Genomic DNA, 16369 nt, shown 5'->3' with positions numbered 1-16369 from the left:
GCTGGCTTCCAGTGGCTTTGGGCAGGTAGAACGCGACGTTAAACAGATTGCCGGCGCGAAAGGGTACGGGAGGGTGACGTCAGGGTGAACGGTGTCGGTACGGTCGATGATCCCACCGCCTCGCCCGGCGTGTGACGAGGCGGGCGAGGCGGCGGGGCACGCACCGGGCCGAACCGCCGGACGGCGGTGCGGCGGTCAGGAGCCGAGCTGCGCGGCCACGTCGTCCGCGTAGCTGGTCAGCCGGGTGTAGACGCCCGGGTAGCCGGCGCGGGCGCAGCCGTAGCCCCAGGAGACGACGCCGGCCAGCCTGCCGTCAAGCACCAGCGGCCCGCCGCTGTCGCCCTGGCAGGTGTCCACGCCGCCCTGCGGCAGCCCCGCGCAGACCATGGCCGCCGCGTCGAACTCCGTGCCGTAGGACTCGTCGCAGTCGGCGTCCGAGACGGTGGGCACGACGGCGGTGCGGAGCTGGTTGGAGGACGGGCCGTTCTCCCTGGTGGTACCCCAGCCCACGACCCGCGCCGAGCTGCCCGCGGCGTAGACGTCGGTGTCCGCGGCGCCCACGTAGGGCAGCGTCTGGTACGGCATGGCCTCGGCCAGCGTGATGACCGCGACGTCGTTGGTGATCGTGGCGCCGTCGTACTCCGGGTGCACCCAGATGTCGCTGGCCTCGATCTCGGTGCCGTCGGTGCCGTTGCGGTAGGTGCGGCCGCCCACCACCACGACGTCCTCCGCGTCCTCGCCCTCCATACAGTGCGCCGCGGTGACCACCTTGGTCGAGGTGACCAGGGTGCCACCGCAGTACTGGTAGCCGCTGGTGTCCGTGATCTGCATGACGTACGGGTAGGCCGCGGCCGTGGTGGTGGAGCCGCCGACGATCGGCTGGGGGGCGGCGCTCGCGGCGGGCGCGGTCAGGACGGCGGCGACGGTGGCGACCGAGGCGGCCGCGGCGACGGTGGCCAGGGCACGACGGCCCGCGGGCAGGAGGGACATGCTTCTCCTCAGGGTGGTGTGGGGGTGGAGGGGAAGTACCGACGGAGAGGAACGGTGGGGGAAGGGGTGGGGGCGCGGCGTCGTTGCCTGGCGCGAAGGGCCCCACCGCGTGCGCGCGGCCGCTCGGTTTCGCACGACGCGACGCGTGGTCGCTTCACGCTAGCCGGCACGGGAGGCGGCCCCCAAGAGGGGAACTCCCCATAATCGGGGGCCCTTTGGCCCTCCGGCGCGGACCCCACATGGGGAAAACCCGCTGTGGGGCGCGGGGTTCAGGCCGGCGCGCCAGCCGCGAGCCGAACCACGTCCACCCGGGAGCGGACGCCGAGCTTGCGGTAGACCCGGGTCAGGGTGGCCTCGACCGTCTTGACGCTGACGCACAGCCGGGCGGCTATCTCCCGGTTGGTGCCGCCCTCCGTCACCAGGCCGACCACCCGGCGCTCCATCTCGGCGAGCGCCGCGAACGGGCCGCCACCGGCGACCGTATCCCGGCCGCGCGCCGGGGGGATGGAGCACACGGGGGGCGCGAGCGTCGGCGAGGGGCGGGCGGCGCCCGCCGTGAGCGCCGCGAGCGCCGCGAGGCGCTGGTCCTGCGGGGCCTCGGCGCGCAGCGCGGCCGGCAGCAGCGGATGCGTGAACCGCACCACCCCGTCCTCGGCCGGCGGCTCCACCAGCCGCAGCCGGACCGCCTCGGCCACCTCCACCGCGGCCCGCGGCCGCCCGGCCGCCCGCAGCGAGTCCACGGTGGGCGACGCGGGCCCGAGCCCCGCCCCCAGGCTCGCCAACAGCAGCGTCTGGCGGGCGCCCGGCGCCAGCGGGCCGAGCAACCGACGTGCCTCCGCACGCAGTTGGGCGGGCATCGGCAGCGGCTCGCCGGGACGGGGCACCGCGCGCCCGCCGGCGACCGCGCGGGCCAGCTCCAGGGCGAAGTGCGGGTTGCCGCCGCTGGTGCGGTGGATCTCTCGCAACGCCCAGCCGGGGACGCCCGCCGCCAGGCGCCGCCCGAGCAGCTCCGCGAGCGGCCCGAACTCCAACGGCCCCACCGGCAGTTCCTCCGCCGGCTGGGGCAATGCGCGTAGATGAAGGGCGACGTCGCCACCCGTCAGCGGAGTGCGCACGGTGGCCACCACGCCGACCGGCAGCCGCCGCACCCGGCGCGCCGCGAAGGCCAGCAGCTCGGCGCTCGGCCGGTCCAGCCACTGCAGGTCGTCGATGGCGAGCAACACCGGCCTGCCCGGCCGGGCCAGGGCCCGCAGCAGCGACAACACCGCGAGCCGCAGGGCGAGTTCGCCCTGCCGTCGGGACACGGCCGGCGGACCGCCGGTGAGCGCCGCGTCCAGCGCGGCGCGCTGCGCGGCCGGCAGCGCGTCGACGGCGGCCAGGCCCGACTCGTCGAGCTGGTCGTACAGGTCGATCAACGCCAGGAACGGCAGCCGCGACTCGGCGCGCGCCGGCGCGCAGCGCAGTACCAACGCGCCGTCCTGGTCGGCGCGGTCGGCCAGCGCGTCGAGCACCGCCGTCCGCCCGATGCCGACCGGCCCGGACAACAGCACCGCCCGGCCGCGGCGCAGCCGGTCCCCGGCGCGCGCCAACAGCTCGGCCCGGCCCACGAGGGGCCCCTCGGCGCCGAGCTCGGGTGGGGGACGGCCGTCCGCTGTGTCGAGCACCGATCAATACTGATCGAAACCCCGGCCGCCGCTCAATACGACGTCATCGGACCTTCACGTCCGGACCGCGGCGCGCCGGTTCGGCCCGGGGCGTTCGCGGAGCGCGTACCGCGCGACGGCTGCCCTCGCCGCGCGGCGTTCCTACCCTGGGGGGATGAGCGACCACGCCCCGAAACCCGCCCCCGACGAGGCGGAGCGCGCCGCCCGCGTCGTTCCCCTGACCCCGCGCCCGGAGGCGCCCCGCGCCAAGGAGCCGCTGTGGCGGCACCTGGTCGGCGACGTGCTGCGCCACGAACGCCGGACCCAGGAGCGGACCCTCAAGGACGTGGCCGACGAGGCCCGCATCTCCATGCCGTACCTCTCCGAGCTGGAGCGCGGTCGCAAGGAGGCCTCGTCCGAGGTGCTCGCCGCCGTCGCCCGCGCCCTCGGCCTCAGCCTGGCCGAGCTCCTCGCCCGCGCCCACGGCCGACTCGCCCCCACGCCCCGCACCACCACCTCCTCCGTCACCCGCCTCGCCCCCCGCCACGGCCGCACCCCCGGCCGCCACTCCAGCGAACTGCGCCTCGCGGCCTAGCCGCGTAGCCGCGCGGAGCGCGGCATCGGGACCGGGGCGCCCGCGCCGCGTGACCGGGCGCGCCGGGGCGGGTGGCCGCGTGCCGGCTGCGCCGGGGCGGGGTGGCTGCCGCCGTCCGGGGTTGGCGCTTGGCGCCTGCGGCGAGTCGTCGCCTGCTTGCCCCCGGCGCCGAAGCGGATGGCCGTTGCCGGGCCCCGCGCCGCTGTGCGTCGGCGCCGCTCCGTGCGCGGTTCGCCGCTGGCGTGCCGGCCGCGCCGGGGCGGGGTGGCTGCCGCCGTCCCAGGTCGGCGCTCGGCGCTGCGGCGAGTGTCTGCCGGCCGGGCGGCCCGGCCGGCGGCGGCCGGGCGGTTCACCGCGTGACTAGGTGGCGCGTGGGGTCAGGCCGTCGGCGCCGCACCGGGCCAGCGCCCGCTTGGCCGCGCCGACGTGGCGCACGGCGCGCACGGGTCGGCGCCGCATAGCCGCGTGGTGCGCAGGCGGGCACGGCCTCTGCGGCGGGTTGTTTGCCGGCCGCTGGCGCGGCACTGCGCCTGTTATCGGTGCCGCGCCGCCCGCTCGGTCCGCGTTGCGCCGAAGCCGGTGGGCGCCGCCCGGGCTGGAGCGCACGGGCCGCGCCAACCGGGCGGTTGACCTGGCCGTCGCGGTCGCCGGCGCCGCTCCGGCCGGCCCCCTGTCCCGTCCGGATCGCCCGGCCCGCGTGGTCAGGCGCCCGGAAGTGACGGCCGGCGGGTCAGGACCTGGTCCGCGAGGCCGTACTGCACCGCCTCGTGGGCCGTGAACACCCGGTCCCGGTCCATGTCGGCGCGGAGCGTGGCGACGTCGTGCGGCGTGTGGCGGGCCAGCACCTCCTCCACCTGCGAGCGGATCCTGACCATCTCCTTGGCCTGGAGGCTGAGGTCGGAGACCGTTCCCTGCCGGCCGCCGCTCGCCGGTTGGCCGAGCAGCACCCTGGCGTGTTCGAGCACCACCCGCCGGCCCGGGTCGCCGCCGGCGAGCAGCACGGCGGCCGTGGACGCCGCCTGCCCGACGCAGATGGTGGAGATCGGCGCGCTGACGTAGGTCATCGTGTCGTAGATGGCCATCAGCGAGGTGTACGAGCCGCCCGGCGAGTTGAGGTAGATCGAGATCTCGCTCTCCGGGCTCGCCGACTCCAGGTGGATCAGCTGCGCGATGACGACGTTCGCCACGCCGTCGTCGATCTCGGTGCCGAGGAAGATGACGCGCTCGGAGAGCAGCCGGCTGTAGATGTCGTAGGCGCGCTCGCCGTTCGGGGTGCGCTCGACCACGGTCGGAATCGTGTACTGGCTCATCCTCAGAACCCCGTCCTTCGCTGAAGGCCGGCCGGCCGCACGTCGTCCAGCGACGTCAGCACGTGGTCGACCAGCCCGTACTCCCTGGCCTCCTCGGCCGTGAACCAGCGGTCGCGGTCGCCGTCCCTGGCGATGGTCTCGGGGGACTGGCCGCTGTGCTCGGCGGTGATCCGCTCGATGGTCCGCTTGGTGTGCTCCAGGTTCTCCGCCTGGATCTCGATGTCCGCCGTGGTCCCGCCGATGCCGGCGGACGGCTGGTGCATCATGACGCGGGCGTGCGGCAGGGCGTAGCGCTTGCCGGCCGCGCCGACGGTGAGCAGGAACTGGCCCATGCTGCCGGCGAACCCCATGGCGAGCGTGGCCACGTCGTTGGGGATCAGCCGCATCGTGTCGTAGATGGCGAGCCCGGCGTGCACCGAGCCGCCCGGGCTGTTGATGTAGAGGCTGATGTCGGCCTTGGGGCTCTCGGCCGAGAGCAGCAGGAGTTGGGCGCAGATCCGGTTCGCCGACACCTCGTCGACCTGCGTGCCGAGGAACACGATCCGCTGGGTGAGCAGGCGGGCCGCGAGATGGTCGTCGAACCGGCTGGGCGGGGTGTCCCCGTCCGCCGCCCGGATGGGCAGGGTTGCTGTCATCGGTCCTCCCTGTCGAGGTTCGAGGGGCGAGGTATGCGCCCGGCGCCGGCGCGCCGGGCCGCTCTCCTCCCACCCTCGGCCGGATCCGGCGCGCGCCGAAGGTTTCTCGGCCCGTGGCAGATCTCCTCTCAGCCGAGCGCCAGCCGGGCGCGCGACCGCTTATGCGAACGACGTTCGACAGCTAGCATCCGGACCTTGACTGGGAGCGCTCCCAACCGCCCGGGCTCCCAACCGTTTTCGCCCCACCCCCCCCACCTCGCGGCATCGAACGGAAGGGACGACCGTGCAGAGCCGTACGCCTCCCCCACTCATCCCCCTCCTGACCCCCCTGCTGACCGCCCTCACCGCGCTGGCGATCCTGCTCGGCCTGGCGGTCGCCGCCCCCACCGCCCACGCGGCGGAGGACCGCCGGCCGCCGGCCGTCGCCTCGGCCCAGTCCACGGTCGCGGCCATGCAGCCCGGCTGGAACCTCGGCAACACCCTCGACTCCACCGGCTCGGACGAGACCTCGTGGGGCAACCCGCGGGTCACCCGCGAGCTGCTGCGCTCCATCAGGGCGCAGGGCTTCAACAGCGTGCGGATCCCGGTGACCTGGAGCCAGCACCAGGGCGCGGCGCCCTCCTACACCATCGACCCGGCCTACCTGGCCCGGGTGAGGGAGGTCGTCGACTGGGCGCTGGCCGAGGGGCTCCACGTGCTGATCAACGTGCACCACGACTCCTGGCAGTGGGTGATGAACCTGCCGACCCAGCACGACGCCGTGCTGGCCCGGTTCACCGCCACCTGGACCCAGATCGCGAACACCTTCCGCGGCTCCTCCGACCGGCTGCTCTTCGAGAGCATCAACGAGCCGTTCTTCGAGGGCAGTTCGGGTGACGCGCAGAACGCCCAGCTGCTGCACGAGCTCAACACCACGTTCCACGGCGTCGTCCGGCGCTCCGGCGGCAACAACGCCAGCCGGATCCTGGTGCTGCCGACCCTGCGCACCAACGCCGACCAGGCCAGGCTCGACGAACTGACGGCCACCTTCACGGCGCTGAACGACCCCAACCTGGTGGCCACGGTGCACTTCTACGGTTTCTGGCCGTTCAGCGTGAACGTCGCCGGCTACACCCGGTTCGACGCGGAGACCCAGCAGGACCTGGTCAACACCTTCGACCGCGTCCACAACGCGTTCACGGCCCGCGGCATCCCGGTGATCGTCGGCGAGTACGGGCTGCTCGGCTTCGACCGCCACACCGGCGTCATCGAGCAGGGCGAGAAGCTGAAGTTCTTCGAGTTCCTCGGCAACTACGCGCGCTCGCGCCAGCTCACGACGATGCTGTGGGACAACGGCCAGCACTTCAACCGGACCACGCTCCAGTGGACCGACCCGAGCCTCTTCCGGCAGATCAGGTCCAGCTGGACCACGGCCTCGTCGACGGCCGCGACCGACCAGATCTTCGTCCGCCGCGGCCAGACCCCGGCCGCCGCGACCATCGCCCTGAACCTCAACGGCAACACCCTGAGCTCGGTCCACCACGGCTCGACCCAGCTGGTGCGGGGCACCGACTACACGGTGAGCGGCGACCGGCTCACCATCACAGGACCCACCCTGGCCCGGCTCACCGCCTCCGGGGCCTACGGCGTCAACGCCGTGCTGTCGGCCCGCTTCTCGCGCGGCGTGCCGTGGGACCTGAACGTCATCACCTACGCCCCGCCGACCGTGCGCGCCGCCAGCGGCACGACGAACGGGCTGACCGTCCCGACCGCGTTCAACGGCGACCAACTGGCCACCATGGAGGCGGTCTACTCCGACGGCGGCTTCGCCGGGCCGCACAACTGGACCTCGTACAAGGAGTTCGGCGCCGCGTTCTCGCCGAACTACAGCGGGGGCGAGATCACCCTGCCCGCCGCGTTCTTCGCCGAGGTCCGCGACAACTCCACGGTCACGCTGACCTTCCACTTCTGGAGCGGCACCACCGTCCGCTACACCCTCACCCGCTCCGGCTCCACGGTCACCGGCACCCCGGCCTGAGGCCCGGGGCCGACGCCCGGGGGTCTAGGACCGGACCGCCGGCTGGGTGTTGGCGGCGTGCAGGTCGATCATGGTCCGCACCGGCGGCGGCAGCCAGGCGTCGACGGTGGCGGCCCACGGGTTGGCCAGCCGCTCACTGATCTCGGCCACGCTCGGCCGGGCCGCGGGATCGGGCGCCAGACAGCCCTGCACGAGATCCCGCAGCCCGGCCGGCAGCATGCCGAGGGCCGCCTGGACCGGCTGCCCGTCGGCGAGCGCCGCGATGCCACCGGCGTGGCACAGCACCATGCCGTACGCGTACACGTCGGTGGCGGGCGTGACCGCGCCGCCCGTCAGCTGCTCGGGCGCGAGGAAGCCGGGCGTGCCGACGACGTGTCCGGTGCGGGTCAGGGCGGTGCTGTCGACGGCGCGGGCGATCCCGAAGTCGATGACGCGGGGGCCGCCCTCGGAGACGATGATGTTGCTCGGCTTCAGGTCGCGGTGGATGATGCCGCAGCCGTGGATGCCGTGCAGGGCCTCGGCCACCCCGCCCGCGATCATGTACAGGGTGGGCGCGGGCAGCGCGCCGTGCCGGTTGATGACGTACTGGAGCGAGGGGCCCGGGATGTACTCGGTGGCCAGCCACGGCGGTTCGCCGTCCGGGTCGGCGTCGACCACGGCCGCGGTGCGGACGCCGCCCACCCGCCTGGCGGTCTCGACCTCCCGCGCGAACCGCCGGCGGAACGCGTCGTCGGCCTCGAACTGGCCGCGGATCACCTTGACCGCCACCAGCCGCTGGTCCGGTGAGCGGCCCAGGAAGACCGTGCCCATCCCGCCCTCGCCGAGCCGCGCGACCAGGTCGTAGGCGCCGACCCGGCGCGGGTCGCCGCTCTCCAGCGGCCACTGTCCCGTCTCGGCGGGGCCCGAGGCCCGAGGGCCGCGCGCGGCGGGTCCCGCGTCGACCGGGTCGACGAGGATCCGGTCGATCCGGACGCCCCAGGCCGCCGCGGACGCGCTCAACTCCTCGTGCAGCGTGGTGCCGATCCGGGTGCGCGAGCCGAGCGCCTGCTCCCGGTCCAGCGAACCGACGTGCGCCCGCACCGAGTTGTCGACCTGCTGCTGCAACGCCTGCTCGTGGTCGGCGACGTCGTACATCGCCTGCACCGGGTCGAACACCTCGACGTAGAGGGTGATGTCGATGCTCAGCTGGCCCCCGTCCCTGGTGGCCACCGGCGCCGCCGTCATCCGCACCACCCGCAGCCTGGTCTCGACGCGGTGTGCGACCTTCTCGATCCACGGGATGACCAGGTTCCAGCCGGGCCGCAGCGTCCGGTGGTAGCGGCCGAACCGTTCGACGAGGAAGACCTGCCCGGCCGGGACGGACTTGGCCGCGGTGATCCCCAGCACGATGAGCAGCGGCAGGCCGACCGCGTTGGCGATCAGGGTGATGACGAGATCCAAGGCCACTCCTCGGCCGGGGTGTGGTGCACGACACGGACGACGCGGCCAAGACTACGGTTCGCCGTTCCTCGGCCGTGACGCCAACGACCCTTCGCCGCAAGGCTGTTGCTTGTCAATTCCGTCAGTTCCCGAGCCCGGGGGGTACAGCCCGCTGTAGTCCCGATCGGGTGGCCAGCGGGCTCGGCCGCCGACCCCGCCGTCACTAGTTTCGTTGTTCGTCAGCCCAGCCGAGACCGAACCACCGTGACGGGAGCCCGACATGGACGACCCCTACCTCCTCACCGGCGACACCGCGAGCGCCCCCACACCGCCGTCCGCCGCCGCCCGGCCCGGGCTGCTGCCGGGACTGCTGTGGCTGGTCCTGGCGGTCAGCGCGGTCGGCAACTCCGTGGGCTCGCTCGCCGGAGCCCCGACCGCCGCCAACCTCGCCTTCGGCTCCGTCACCGTCCTCAGCGGGGCCGCCCTCGTCGCGCTCCGCCTCAGGTCGCGCCGGTGAGCGCCACCGCCACCCGGCCGGCCCCCGCGATCGTCCTCACCCGGGTCGGCAAGACCTACCCGGGCGGGGTGCGCGCCCTGCACGACGTGTCGTTGACCGTGGAGCGCGGCACCTTCCTCGCCGTGATGGGCCCCTCGGGCTCCGGCAAGAGCACCCTGATGCACTGCGCCGCCGGGCTCGACGTGCCGAGCGAGGGCGGCGTCTCCGTCGACGGGCACGAGATCGGCCGGCTGAACGAGACGCGCCGCACCGAACTGCGCCGGGAGCGCGTCGGGTTCGTCTTCCAGTCCTACAACCTGGTGCCCTCGCTCAGCGTCGCCGACAACATCACCCTGCCGCTGCGGCTCGCCGGCCGCGCCCCGGACCGGGAGTGGGTGAACGCGCTGGTCGAGCGGGTCGGCCTCGCCGGCCGGCTCGGCCACCGCCCGACCGAGCTCTCCGGCGGGCAGCAGCAACGCGCCGCCATCGTCCGGGCCCTGGTGGCCAGGCCGGCCGTGGTGTTCGCCGACGAGCCGACCGGCGCGCTCGACCTGCGCACCGCCCACCAGGTGCTCGACCTGCTGCGCGACCTCGTCGACGAACTGCGGCAGACCGTCGTGATGGTCACCCACGACCCGGCCGCCGCCGCGCGGGCGCACCGCGCCCTGGTGATGGCCGACGGCCGCGTCGTGGACACCCTCGACCGGCCCACCGCCGTCGAACTCGCCGACCGGCTCGTCGCCCTCGGAAAGGACTGAGCCCCATGCTGCGTCTCGCGGCGGACATGGCCAGACGCCGGATCACGGCCCTCCTCGCCGTGGCGTGCGCGGTGCTCGGCGGCGCCGCGCTGATCACCGCGACCGGCGTGCTCGCCGAGTCCGGGCTCCGCTCCCACCTGCCGGCCGGCCGGCTCGGCGACGTGGACGTCGTGGTCGCCGCCGACCAGACGTTCAGGACCGGCGGCGACCTGCCGATCGCGCTCCCCGAACGCGGCCGGGTGCCGGCCGGGCTCACCGACCGCCTCGCCGAGCTGCCGGGCGTCACCGCGGCCGTCGGCGACCTCGGCTTCCCCGCCGCGCTCGTCGCCTCCGACGGCCGGGTCGTGGCGACCGAGGACCCGGCGACCGCCGGGCACGGCTGGGCGTCGATCGGCCTGTTCGCCGACCCCGAGGTCGACGGCGCGCCGCCGGCCGGCGCCGGCGAGGTCGCGCTCGACGCCGCCCTCGCCGCCGCCGGCGACGTGCGCGCCGGCGACCGGGTCCTGGTCTCCGCGGCCGGCCGGACGGCCGAGTACCGCGTCTCCGCCGTGGTCGACGCGCCGGGGGCCGGCCTGCTCTTCGCCGACCCGACCGCCGCCGACCTCGCCGGCCGCCCCGGCACGGTCGACCTCGTCGGGCTGCGCGCCGAGCCGGGCGGTGCCGCGGCGCTCGCCGCCGCGGTACGGGACGAACTCGCCGAGGAACCCGGCCTCACGGTCGCCACCGGCGCGGACCGCGGCGACCTCGCCGAGCCCGCGGCCGGCGCCGCGCGTTCCCTGCTGATCCTGCTCGCCGGCTCGCTGTCCGGCGTCGTGCTGCTGGTCACCGGCTTCGCCATGGCCGGCGCGCTGGCCGTCTCCGTCGCCGGGCAGCGGCGCGAACTCGCCCTGATGCGGGCCGTCGGCGCGACCCCGAAGCAGATCCGCCACCTCGCCGCCGCCCAGGCGAGTGTGATCGCCGCCGTCGCCCTGGTGCCCGGCGTCGCCCTCGGCTATCCGCTGGCCGAGCGGTTCAGGGCCGCGCTCGCCGAACGCGGCGTCCTCCCCGAGGCCCTGCCGCTCACCCGCGGCCCGCTCCCGGCGCTCCTCACCGTCCTCCTGGTGGCGGTCGTCGTCCAGGTGTCGGCCAGGGGCGCGGCGTGGCGCGCCTCCCGGATGCCGGCCACCGAGGCGGTCGCCGAGTCGCGCGTCGAGCCGCGCGTCCCGTCCCGCCTCCGCACCCACGCCGGGCTGCTGGTGATCGCCGCCGCGACCACCCTCTCGGTCGCGCCGCTGCTGGCGCGGAACGCGCTCGGCGCGGCCGCCACCTCGATGGCCGGCATCGTCGGGGCGATCGGCCTGGCCATGGCCGGCCCGGCGCTGGTCGGGCGGGCGAGCGGCGCCCTCGCCAGGCGGCTGCCGGCCCGCGCCTCGGCCGCCACCTGGCTGGCGACGGCCAACATCCGCGGCCACGCGCTGCGTCTGGCCGGCGTCGTCAGCGCCCTCGGCATGGCGGTCGCCTTCGTCCTCACCTACGTCCTCGCCCAGACCACCGTGCTGGCCGCCGCCGACGCGGACGTGCACGACGGCACCCTCGCCCAGCACCGACTCGCCGCGCCGGCGCTCGGCGGGCTGCCCGCCGACGTGCTGCCGGAGGTGCGGGCGACCCCCGGGGTCCGGGCCGCGGTCCCGGTCGGCACCACCACCGTGATCCACTCCTACCGGATGCTCGGCGAGACCGAGGTGGAGTCGGCGTCCGCGCTGGTCCTCACCCCGGACGCGCCGGCCGTCCTCGATCTCGACGTGCGGGCCGGCAGCCTGGCCGACCTCACCGGCGACACCGTCGCGGTCAGCGAGGACGTCGCCCGCACCCGCGACGCGGGGCTCGGCTCCCGGGTGAGCCTGGTGCTCGGCGACGGCACCCAGGTCGAGGCCCGCGTCGTCGCCGTCTACGCCCGCGGCCTCGGCTTCGGACCGATCGCGCTCTCCCGCGACCTCGCGGCCGGCCACACCACCGGTGACCTCGACCAGAGCCTGCTGGTCCGCACCGACGACGAGGTGGGCGCCGAGGCCGCCCTCGCCGAACTCGTCGCCGCCCGCCCGGGACTCACCGTCGAGGCGACCGCCCTCGACACCGGCGGCGAGGCCCCGCCCGAGGTCTGGATGAACCTGGCCGTCGTCGTGGTCCTCCTCGGCTACCTGCTGCTCACCATCGCCAACCGGCTCGTCGCCACCACCGCCCAGCGCCGCGAGGAGATCGCCGCGCTCCGCCTCATCGGCACCACGCCCCGGCAGATCCGCGCCATGATGCGGCGCGAGGCCGCGATCGTCACCGCCGCCGCGCTCGCCGCCGGGCTCGCCCTCTCCGCCGTCCCGCTCGCCCTCCTCGGCCAGGGCTTCCTGGACCGACCCTGGCCGGCGGGACCCGGCTGGCTGCTGCCGGCGGCCGCCGCCACGGTCGCCGCCGTCGCCTTCCTCACCACCGAACTCCCCACCCGCCGGGCGCTGCGCGCCGCGCCCACCGGCTGAGCCGCGGGACCGCCGGTCACGCCATCGTCTTCGCCCCGTCCAGGGCCTCGCGGACGATGTCGGCGTGGCCGGCGTGCTGCGCGGTCTCCGCGATGATGTGCAGCAGCGCCCGGCGGGCCGACCAGCGGGCGCCCGGCTCCCACCACGGGGCCTCAGGCAGCGGGTGGTCGACGCTCAGGTCGGGGAGGGTGGCCACCAGCTCGTCCGTCCTGCGGGCCGTCTCCTCGTACTCGGCCAGCACGCCCGCCAGCGTCTCGCCCGGCAGCAGCCGGAACTCGTCGGCGAGCCTGGCCTGGTTGGCCTCGTCGGTGAACTCGCCGAGCGCCGATGGGCCCTCCTGGATGAACGCCACCCAGCCCCGCTCCTGCGCGGAGACGTGCTTGATCACCCCGGCCAGGCACAGCGCGCTGACGGTGGTCCGCCGGCTGGCCTGCTCGTCGGTGAGGTCCCGCGCCGTGTGGCGCAGGAAGTGCCGGTGCAGCGCCAGCGTCTCCAGCAGGTCGGCCCGCTCCGAGTCCAGCTTCGCGTCCTGAACGGTCATGATCTCCGCCTCTCGGTCTCTCCGTCGGTCGAGAACGACGCTATGGTCCCCTCCGGCCACTTCCTGACCTGAATTACGGGGAGACTCACTCGTATGGCGAACACCAGCTCCCGGACCCTGCGGCTGCTCTCCCTGCTCCAGACCCACCGCTACTGGCCCGGCACCGAACTGGCCGACCGGCTCGACGTCTCGGTCCGCACCCTGCGCCGGGACGTCGACCGGCTGCGTGAACTCGGCTACCCGGTCGAGGCGCGCCGCGGCGTCGAGGGCGGCTACCAGCTCGCGGCCGGCGCCGCGCTGCCGCCGCTGGTGATCGACGACGACGAGGCCGTCGCCCTGGTCGTGGCGCTGCGGGCCGGCGCGCAGGGCGGGGCGGAGGGGATCGCGGAGCCGTCGGTCCGGGTCCTGTCCAAGGTGACGCGGGTGCTGCCGGCCCGACTGCGGCGGCGCGTGGAGGCCCTGCACGCGATGACGGTGCCGGCCGGCTGGGGGGCCGCCGGCGACGCCTCCTTCGACCCGGCCGTCCTCACCGTCCTCGCGCTGGCCTGCCGGGACGACGAGCAGCTCCGCTTCACCTACACCGCCGCGTCCGGCGAGCCCACCGAGCGGCACGTCGAACCGCACCGCCTGGTCTGCCTCGGCCGCCGCTGGTACCTCGTCGCCTACGACCTCACCCGGCACGACTGGCGCACCTTCCGGATCGACCGGCTCTCCGGGCCCCGCACCACCGGCGGCCGCTTCCGCCCCCGGCCGCTCCCGGCGGCCGACGCCGCCGAGTTCGTCCGCAGCGGCCTGCGGGAGCTGCCGCGCCCCCACCGGGTGGAGGTGCTGGTCGACGCCCCCGCCCCGACCGTCCGCGCCCGCGTCGGCCGCTGGGGCACGGTCGAGGAGGTCGACGCCACGCACTGCCGGCTGCTGATGACCGCCGACACCCTGAACTGGCCCATGCTGGCGCTCGGCACCCTGGATGCCGACTTCACCGTCCTCGCCCCACCCGAACTCCGCGACGAACTCCGCACCTGGGGCACCCGCTTCACCCGCGCGGCGCTGGCGCCTGACGGCGCCTGAGGCCGTGCGCCTGCCGGCGCGGTCTCGTGCGTGGCGGCGCGCGGCGCCGCTGCGAACGGTGAACGGGCCGGCCCGCGTCGCCTGCCGGCGCCCGGCCCCGACCTTAGGCGGCGGCCGATGCCTGACGGTGCGCGGCGCCGCGCCTCTGCCGGCACGGTGCCGTGCGCCTGCCGGCGCTCGGCGCGGCAACGAACCGCTGGCGCGTCCGGCACCCTTCGCCGCGCTGCCAGGCGCACGTCGTGGCTGCGAACCGCGACGGGGGCGACCGCGTGTCGTCAGGCGGCGCCTGGGGCCCATCCGGTTGGGGCGGTCTGCTTCTGGCGATGCCCGGGCCCCTGCCTTGGTCGGTGGCGGACGGCTGGCCGGCGTGCGGCGCGCGCCCGGCGTGGCTACGAACGGCGGCGGGGGCGGCCGCCGCCGCGGCGGCCGCCCGTGGTTCCGGAGCCGCGGCGTGCGCCGGTGTTCTGACGCCTGCCCTGCGACGCGCCGCCCTTCGCCTGCGCCTTGCCCTTGGCACTCTTGGCGCCTGCGGCGCCCTTCGCGCCTCCCGCCGCGGTCTCCTTCTGGCGGCCGCGGGAGCTGTTGACCGTGCGGCCGCGGACGATGCCGATGAAGTCCTCCATCAGCTCGGTGGTCCTGTCCTCCCGCCACGCCAGGCCGACCCGTGACTCGGGGACGCCGGTGAGCGGCCGGTACGTGAGGTCCCTGCGGTGGTACAGGCGGGCGAGCGACTGCGGCACGACCAGCAGCCCCACCCCCGCCGCCACCAGCTCGACGGCGTCCGCCGTCGTCGCGGGGCGCTCGTTCGCGGCGCGCCCCGGTGGCCGTTCCCAGTCGAGCGTGTCGTCGAGCGGGTGCAGCACCAGCTCGTCCGCGAGGTCCTCGACCGACACCTCGTCGACCGCCGTCACCACGTGGTCCTTGGGCACCACGACCACGGTCGTCTCGGTGTAGAGCGGGATCAGGCTCAGGTCCGTCCGGTCGGTCGGCAACCGGAGGAAGCACGCGTCGGCCTCGCCCGCGCGGAGCGCGTCGGACGCCTCGGCCACCGGCACCCCGGCGAGCGTCAGCGGGACGTCGGGCATCCGCTCGCCCCAGATCCGCACCCACTTGCCCGGGGTCACGCCCGGCACGTACGCCAGCCGGAACGAGGGGGCCGCTTCCGATTCCGTCACGACGTCCGTCACCCCGCCAGGCTAACCGGTCCTGGTCCGAGGGCCGGGCGCGCGCTCGTTACCCTTGGCGGCATGACCTCGCACCGGACCTCCCAGACGATGAAGCCCGCCACCGCGGCGAAGAAACTGGAGGTCTACCTCCCGGCCACCCCCGCCGAGTTCCAGGAGGGCGTCGTCACGCGCGCCGAGCTCAACGCGCTGCAGACCGACCCGCCGCAGTGGCTGCGGGACCTGCGCCGTGACGGACCGCACCCCCGCCCGGTGGTCGCGGCCAGGCTCGGTGTCTCCATCGCAGGGCTGGCGCGGGGCGGGGTCACCGAGGCCCTCACCACCGAGCAGATCGAGGCGCTGCGGAACGACCCGCCGGAGTGGCTGGAGCGGGAGCGCGCCACCCAGGCCGAGGTCCGCAAGGAGGCGGACCGCGTCAGGGAGAAGCAGGAGAAGCGGGAGAAGAAGGAGAAGGACGCGGCCCGGCACGACGTGCCCACCACGCGGTCACGGAAGTAGCAGTGCGGCCCTGATTGCGATGAGCGTGTAACTTCTCATCCTTCCCAGGTGGTTGAGTGAATACTCTCCCCCTCGTTCGTCGAAACGCCTCGAGGGGGATATCTGATGCGCAGGACCATACGTCTCGCCCTGCCCGCGGTCGCCGTCGCCACCGCGCTCGTGCTGGCCGGCTGCAAGAGCGGACGGGGCGGCGGCTCGTCGTCCGACGACCATGGCGGTGGGAGCAGCAGCACCGGCGGCCAGCACGACGACGATGACGACGACCTCGACATCGACTTCGGCGGCACCAGCGGCGGGGGCGGCACCACCTCGGGCGGCGGCACGGGCGGCAGGACCGACACCGACACCGTGCCCACCAACGCCCAACTCGAAGGTGACTGGTACACGGGCGTCGACCCGATGGCCGCCAACCTGGAGATCGAGGCCGGCCAGGTCACCTTCTACGAGGACTTCGACGTCGAGGGCGACGTCTGCGAGGGCACCGTCAGCGACGGCCGCCTGACCCTGACCAGCTGCGAGCAGTTCGGCAGCCAGAGCTGGAACGAGGGCGGCGCCAACCTGTTCCTGTCCGGCGACGTCCTCCAGGTCACCTGGTCCTCCGGCACCACGATGGAGATGCGGAACATCCACACCCCCGGCAGCTTCACCGACGCCGAGCTGGCCGAGCTGGAGGCGACGATCGACCGCATGAACGGCATGTGAGGGCAG

At 75.0% G+C, this 16369-nt stretch carries 15 protein-coding genes; 8 read left to right on the top strand and 7 right to left on the bottom strand.

Going from position 1 to position 16369, the window contains the following annotated elements; genetic code table 11:
• Nucleotides 1-195: 195 nt before the first annotated feature.
• Together ACFWI8_RS06180 and ACFWI8_RS06175 are read right to left on the bottom strand one after the other, a co-directional pair.
• Nucleotides 196-990 carry a serine protease gene (locus tag ACFWI8_RS06180; protein WP_387086451.1) on the bottom strand — a complete coding sequence of 265 codons (795 nt, stop codon included), beginning with the start codon at nucleotides 988-990 and terminating at the stop codon, nucleotides 196-198.
• A gap of 269 nt (nucleotides 991-1259) precedes the next feature.
• Complete coding sequence (locus tag ACFWI8_RS06175) at nucleotides 1260-2654, bottom strand: AAA family ATPase (RefSeq protein WP_387086448.1); 1395 nt, start codon at nucleotides 2652-2654, stop codon at nucleotides 1260-1262.
• Between the two features lie 154 nt (nucleotides 2655-2808).
• Between ACFWI8_RS06175 and ACFWI8_RS06170 the strand changes: the two genes are divergently transcribed.
• The gene (locus ACFWI8_RS06170; protein ID WP_387086445.1) at nucleotides 2809-3228 is read left to right on the top strand and encodes a helix-turn-helix domain-containing protein; all 420 of its coding nucleotides are present in this window, start codon (nucleotides 2809-2811) and stop codon (nucleotides 3226-3228) included.
• Between the two features lie 701 nt (nucleotides 3229-3929).
• On the opposite strand, the gene ACFWI8_RS06165 is transcribed toward ACFWI8_RS06170, so the two are convergent.
• Both ACFWI8_RS06165 and ACFWI8_RS06160 read right to left on the bottom strand, forming a co-directional pair.
• Nucleotides 3930-4538 (bottom strand): ClpP family protease, encoded by a 609-nt coding sequence (locus tag ACFWI8_RS06165; protein ID WP_387086442.1) that lies wholly within the window; start codon nucleotides 4536-4538, stop codon nucleotides 3930-3932.
• Nucleotides 4539-4540: 2 nt separating this feature from the next.
• A complete protein-coding gene (locus ACFWI8_RS06160) occupies nucleotides 4541-5173 on the bottom strand; it encodes a ClpP family protease (RefSeq protein ID WP_387086439.1) in 633 nt (210 codons plus the stop codon).
• A 283-nt stretch (nucleotides 5174-5456) separates the two neighbouring features.
• On the opposite strand from ACFWI8_RS06160, the gene ACFWI8_RS06155 reads away from it, so the two are divergent.
• The gene (locus ACFWI8_RS06155) at nucleotides 5457-7190 is read left to right on the top strand and encodes a cellulase family glycosylhydrolase (RefSeq protein ID WP_387086436.1); all 1734 of its coding nucleotides are present in this window, start codon (nucleotides 5457-5459) and stop codon (nucleotides 7188-7190) included.
• A gap of 24 nt (nucleotides 7191-7214) precedes the next feature.
• Here ACFWI8_RS06155 and ACFWI8_RS06150 read toward each other — a convergent pair whose 3' ends face one another.
• Nucleotides 7215-8630, bottom strand: a complete 1416-nt coding sequence (locus tag ACFWI8_RS06150) for an SPFH domain-containing protein (RefSeq protein ID WP_387086433.1) — start codon at nucleotides 8628-8630, stop codon at nucleotides 7215-7217.
• 259 nt (nucleotides 8631-8889) lie between these two features.
• On the opposite strand from ACFWI8_RS06150, the gene ACFWI8_RS06145 reads away from it, so the two are divergent.
• The 3 genes from ACFWI8_RS06145 to ACFWI8_RS06135 are packed head-to-tail and all read left to right on the top strand — an operon-like array spanning nucleotide 8890 to nucleotide 12370.
• Nucleotides 8890-9126, top strand: a complete 237-nt coding sequence (locus ACFWI8_RS06145) for a hypothetical protein (protein WP_387086430.1) — start codon at nucleotides 8890-8892, stop codon at nucleotides 9124-9126.
• Nucleotides 9123-9863, top strand: a complete 741-nt coding sequence (locus ACFWI8_RS06140) for an ABC transporter ATP-binding protein (protein WP_387086427.1) — start codon at nucleotides 9123-9125, stop codon at nucleotides 9861-9863. Before ACFWI8_RS06145 ends, ACFWI8_RS06140 begins: the two co-directional genes overlap by 4 nt.
• Before the next feature lie 5 nt (nucleotides 9864-9868).
• Complete coding sequence (locus ACFWI8_RS06135) at nucleotides 9869-12370, top strand: FtsX-like permease family protein (protein WP_387086424.1); 2502 nt, start codon at nucleotides 9869-9871, stop codon at nucleotides 12368-12370.
• Nucleotides 12371-12386: 16 nt separating this feature from the next.
• Here ACFWI8_RS06135 and ACFWI8_RS06130 read toward each other — a convergent pair whose 3' ends face one another.
• A complete protein-coding gene (locus ACFWI8_RS06130) occupies nucleotides 12387-12911 on the bottom strand; it encodes a DinB family protein (protein WP_387086421.1) in 525 nt (174 codons plus the stop codon).
• 93 nt (nucleotides 12912-13004) lie between these two features.
• Between ACFWI8_RS06130 and ACFWI8_RS06125 the strand changes: the two genes are divergently transcribed.
• On the top strand, nucleotides 13005-13979 hold the full coding sequence (locus ACFWI8_RS06125) for a helix-turn-helix transcriptional regulator (protein ID WP_387086418.1): 975 nt from the start codon (nucleotides 13005-13007) through the stop codon (nucleotides 13977-13979).
• Nucleotides 13980-14368: 389 nt separating this feature from the next.
• Here the strand turns inward: ACFWI8_RS06125 and ACFWI8_RS06120 are convergent, their stop codons facing one another.
• Nucleotides 14369-15154: a LysR substrate-binding domain-containing protein gene (locus ACFWI8_RS06120; protein ID WP_387086707.1), complete on the bottom strand. Its 786-nt coding sequence runs from the start codon at nucleotides 15152-15154 to the stop codon at nucleotides 14369-14371.
• 72 nt (nucleotides 15155-15226) lie between these two features.
• On the opposite strand from ACFWI8_RS06120, the gene ACFWI8_RS06115 reads away from it, so the two are divergent.
• Entirely contained in the window at nucleotides 15227-15661 is a 435-nt protein-coding gene (locus tag ACFWI8_RS06115; protein ID WP_387086415.1) for a DUF5997 family protein, read from the top strand.
• A gap of 105 nt (nucleotides 15662-15766) precedes the next feature.
• Nucleotides 15767-16363, top strand: a complete 597-nt coding sequence (locus tag ACFWI8_RS06110; RefSeq protein ID WP_387086412.1) for a hypothetical protein — start codon at nucleotides 15767-15769, stop codon at nucleotides 16361-16363.
• Nucleotides 16364-16369: the final 6 nt, after the last annotated feature.

This window comes from Streptomyces sp. NPDC127098 (assembly GCF_042722465.1).
GTDB lineage: Bacteria > Actinomycetota > Actinomycetes > Streptomycetales > Streptomycetaceae > Streptomyces > Streptomyces millisiae.
The sequence above is the reverse complement of the archived record's forward strand: the minus strand, read 5'-3'. Positions and strand labels throughout refer to the sequence as shown.

Excerpts from the sequence above, each read along its gene's own strand:
- ACFWI8_RS06180 (WP_387086451.1), bottom strand. The coding sequence starts at position 990 with ATGTCCCTCCTGCCCGCGGGCCGTCGTGCCCTGGCCACCGTCGCCGCG.
- ACFWI8_RS06170 (WP_387086445.1), top strand. The coding sequence starts at position 2,809 with ATGAGCGACCACGCCCCGAAACCCGCCCCCGACGAGGCGGAGCGCGCC.
- ACFWI8_RS06165 (WP_387086442.1), bottom strand. The coding sequence starts at position 4,538 with ATGAGCCAGTACACGATTCCGACCGTGGTCGAGCGCACCCCGAACGGC.
- ACFWI8_RS06160 (WP_387086439.1), bottom strand. The coding sequence starts at position 5,173 with ATGACAGCAACCCTGCCCATCCGGGCGGCGGACGGGGACACCCCGCCC.
- ACFWI8_RS06145 (WP_387086430.1), top strand. The coding sequence starts at position 8,890 with ATGGACGACCCCTACCTCCTCACCGGCGACACCGCGAGCGCCCCCACA.
- ACFWI8_RS06135 (WP_387086424.1), top strand. The coding sequence starts at position 9,869 with ATGCTGCGTCTCGCGGCGGACATGGCCAGACGCCGGATCACGGCCCTC.
- ACFWI8_RS06130 (WP_387086421.1), bottom strand. The coding sequence starts at position 12,911 with ATGACCGTTCAGGACGCGAAGCTGGACTCGGAGCGGGCCGACCTGCTG.
- ACFWI8_RS06125 (WP_387086418.1), top strand. The coding sequence starts at position 13,005 with ATGGCGAACACCAGCTCCCGGACCCTGCGGCTGCTCTCCCTGCTCCAG.
- ACFWI8_RS06115 (WP_387086415.1), top strand. The coding sequence starts at position 15,227 with ATGACCTCGCACCGGACCTCCCAGACGATGAAGCCCGCCACCGCGGCG.
- ACFWI8_RS06110 (WP_387086412.1), top strand. The coding sequence starts at position 15,767 with ATGCGCAGGACCATACGTCTCGCCCTGCCCGCGGTCGCCGTCGCCACC.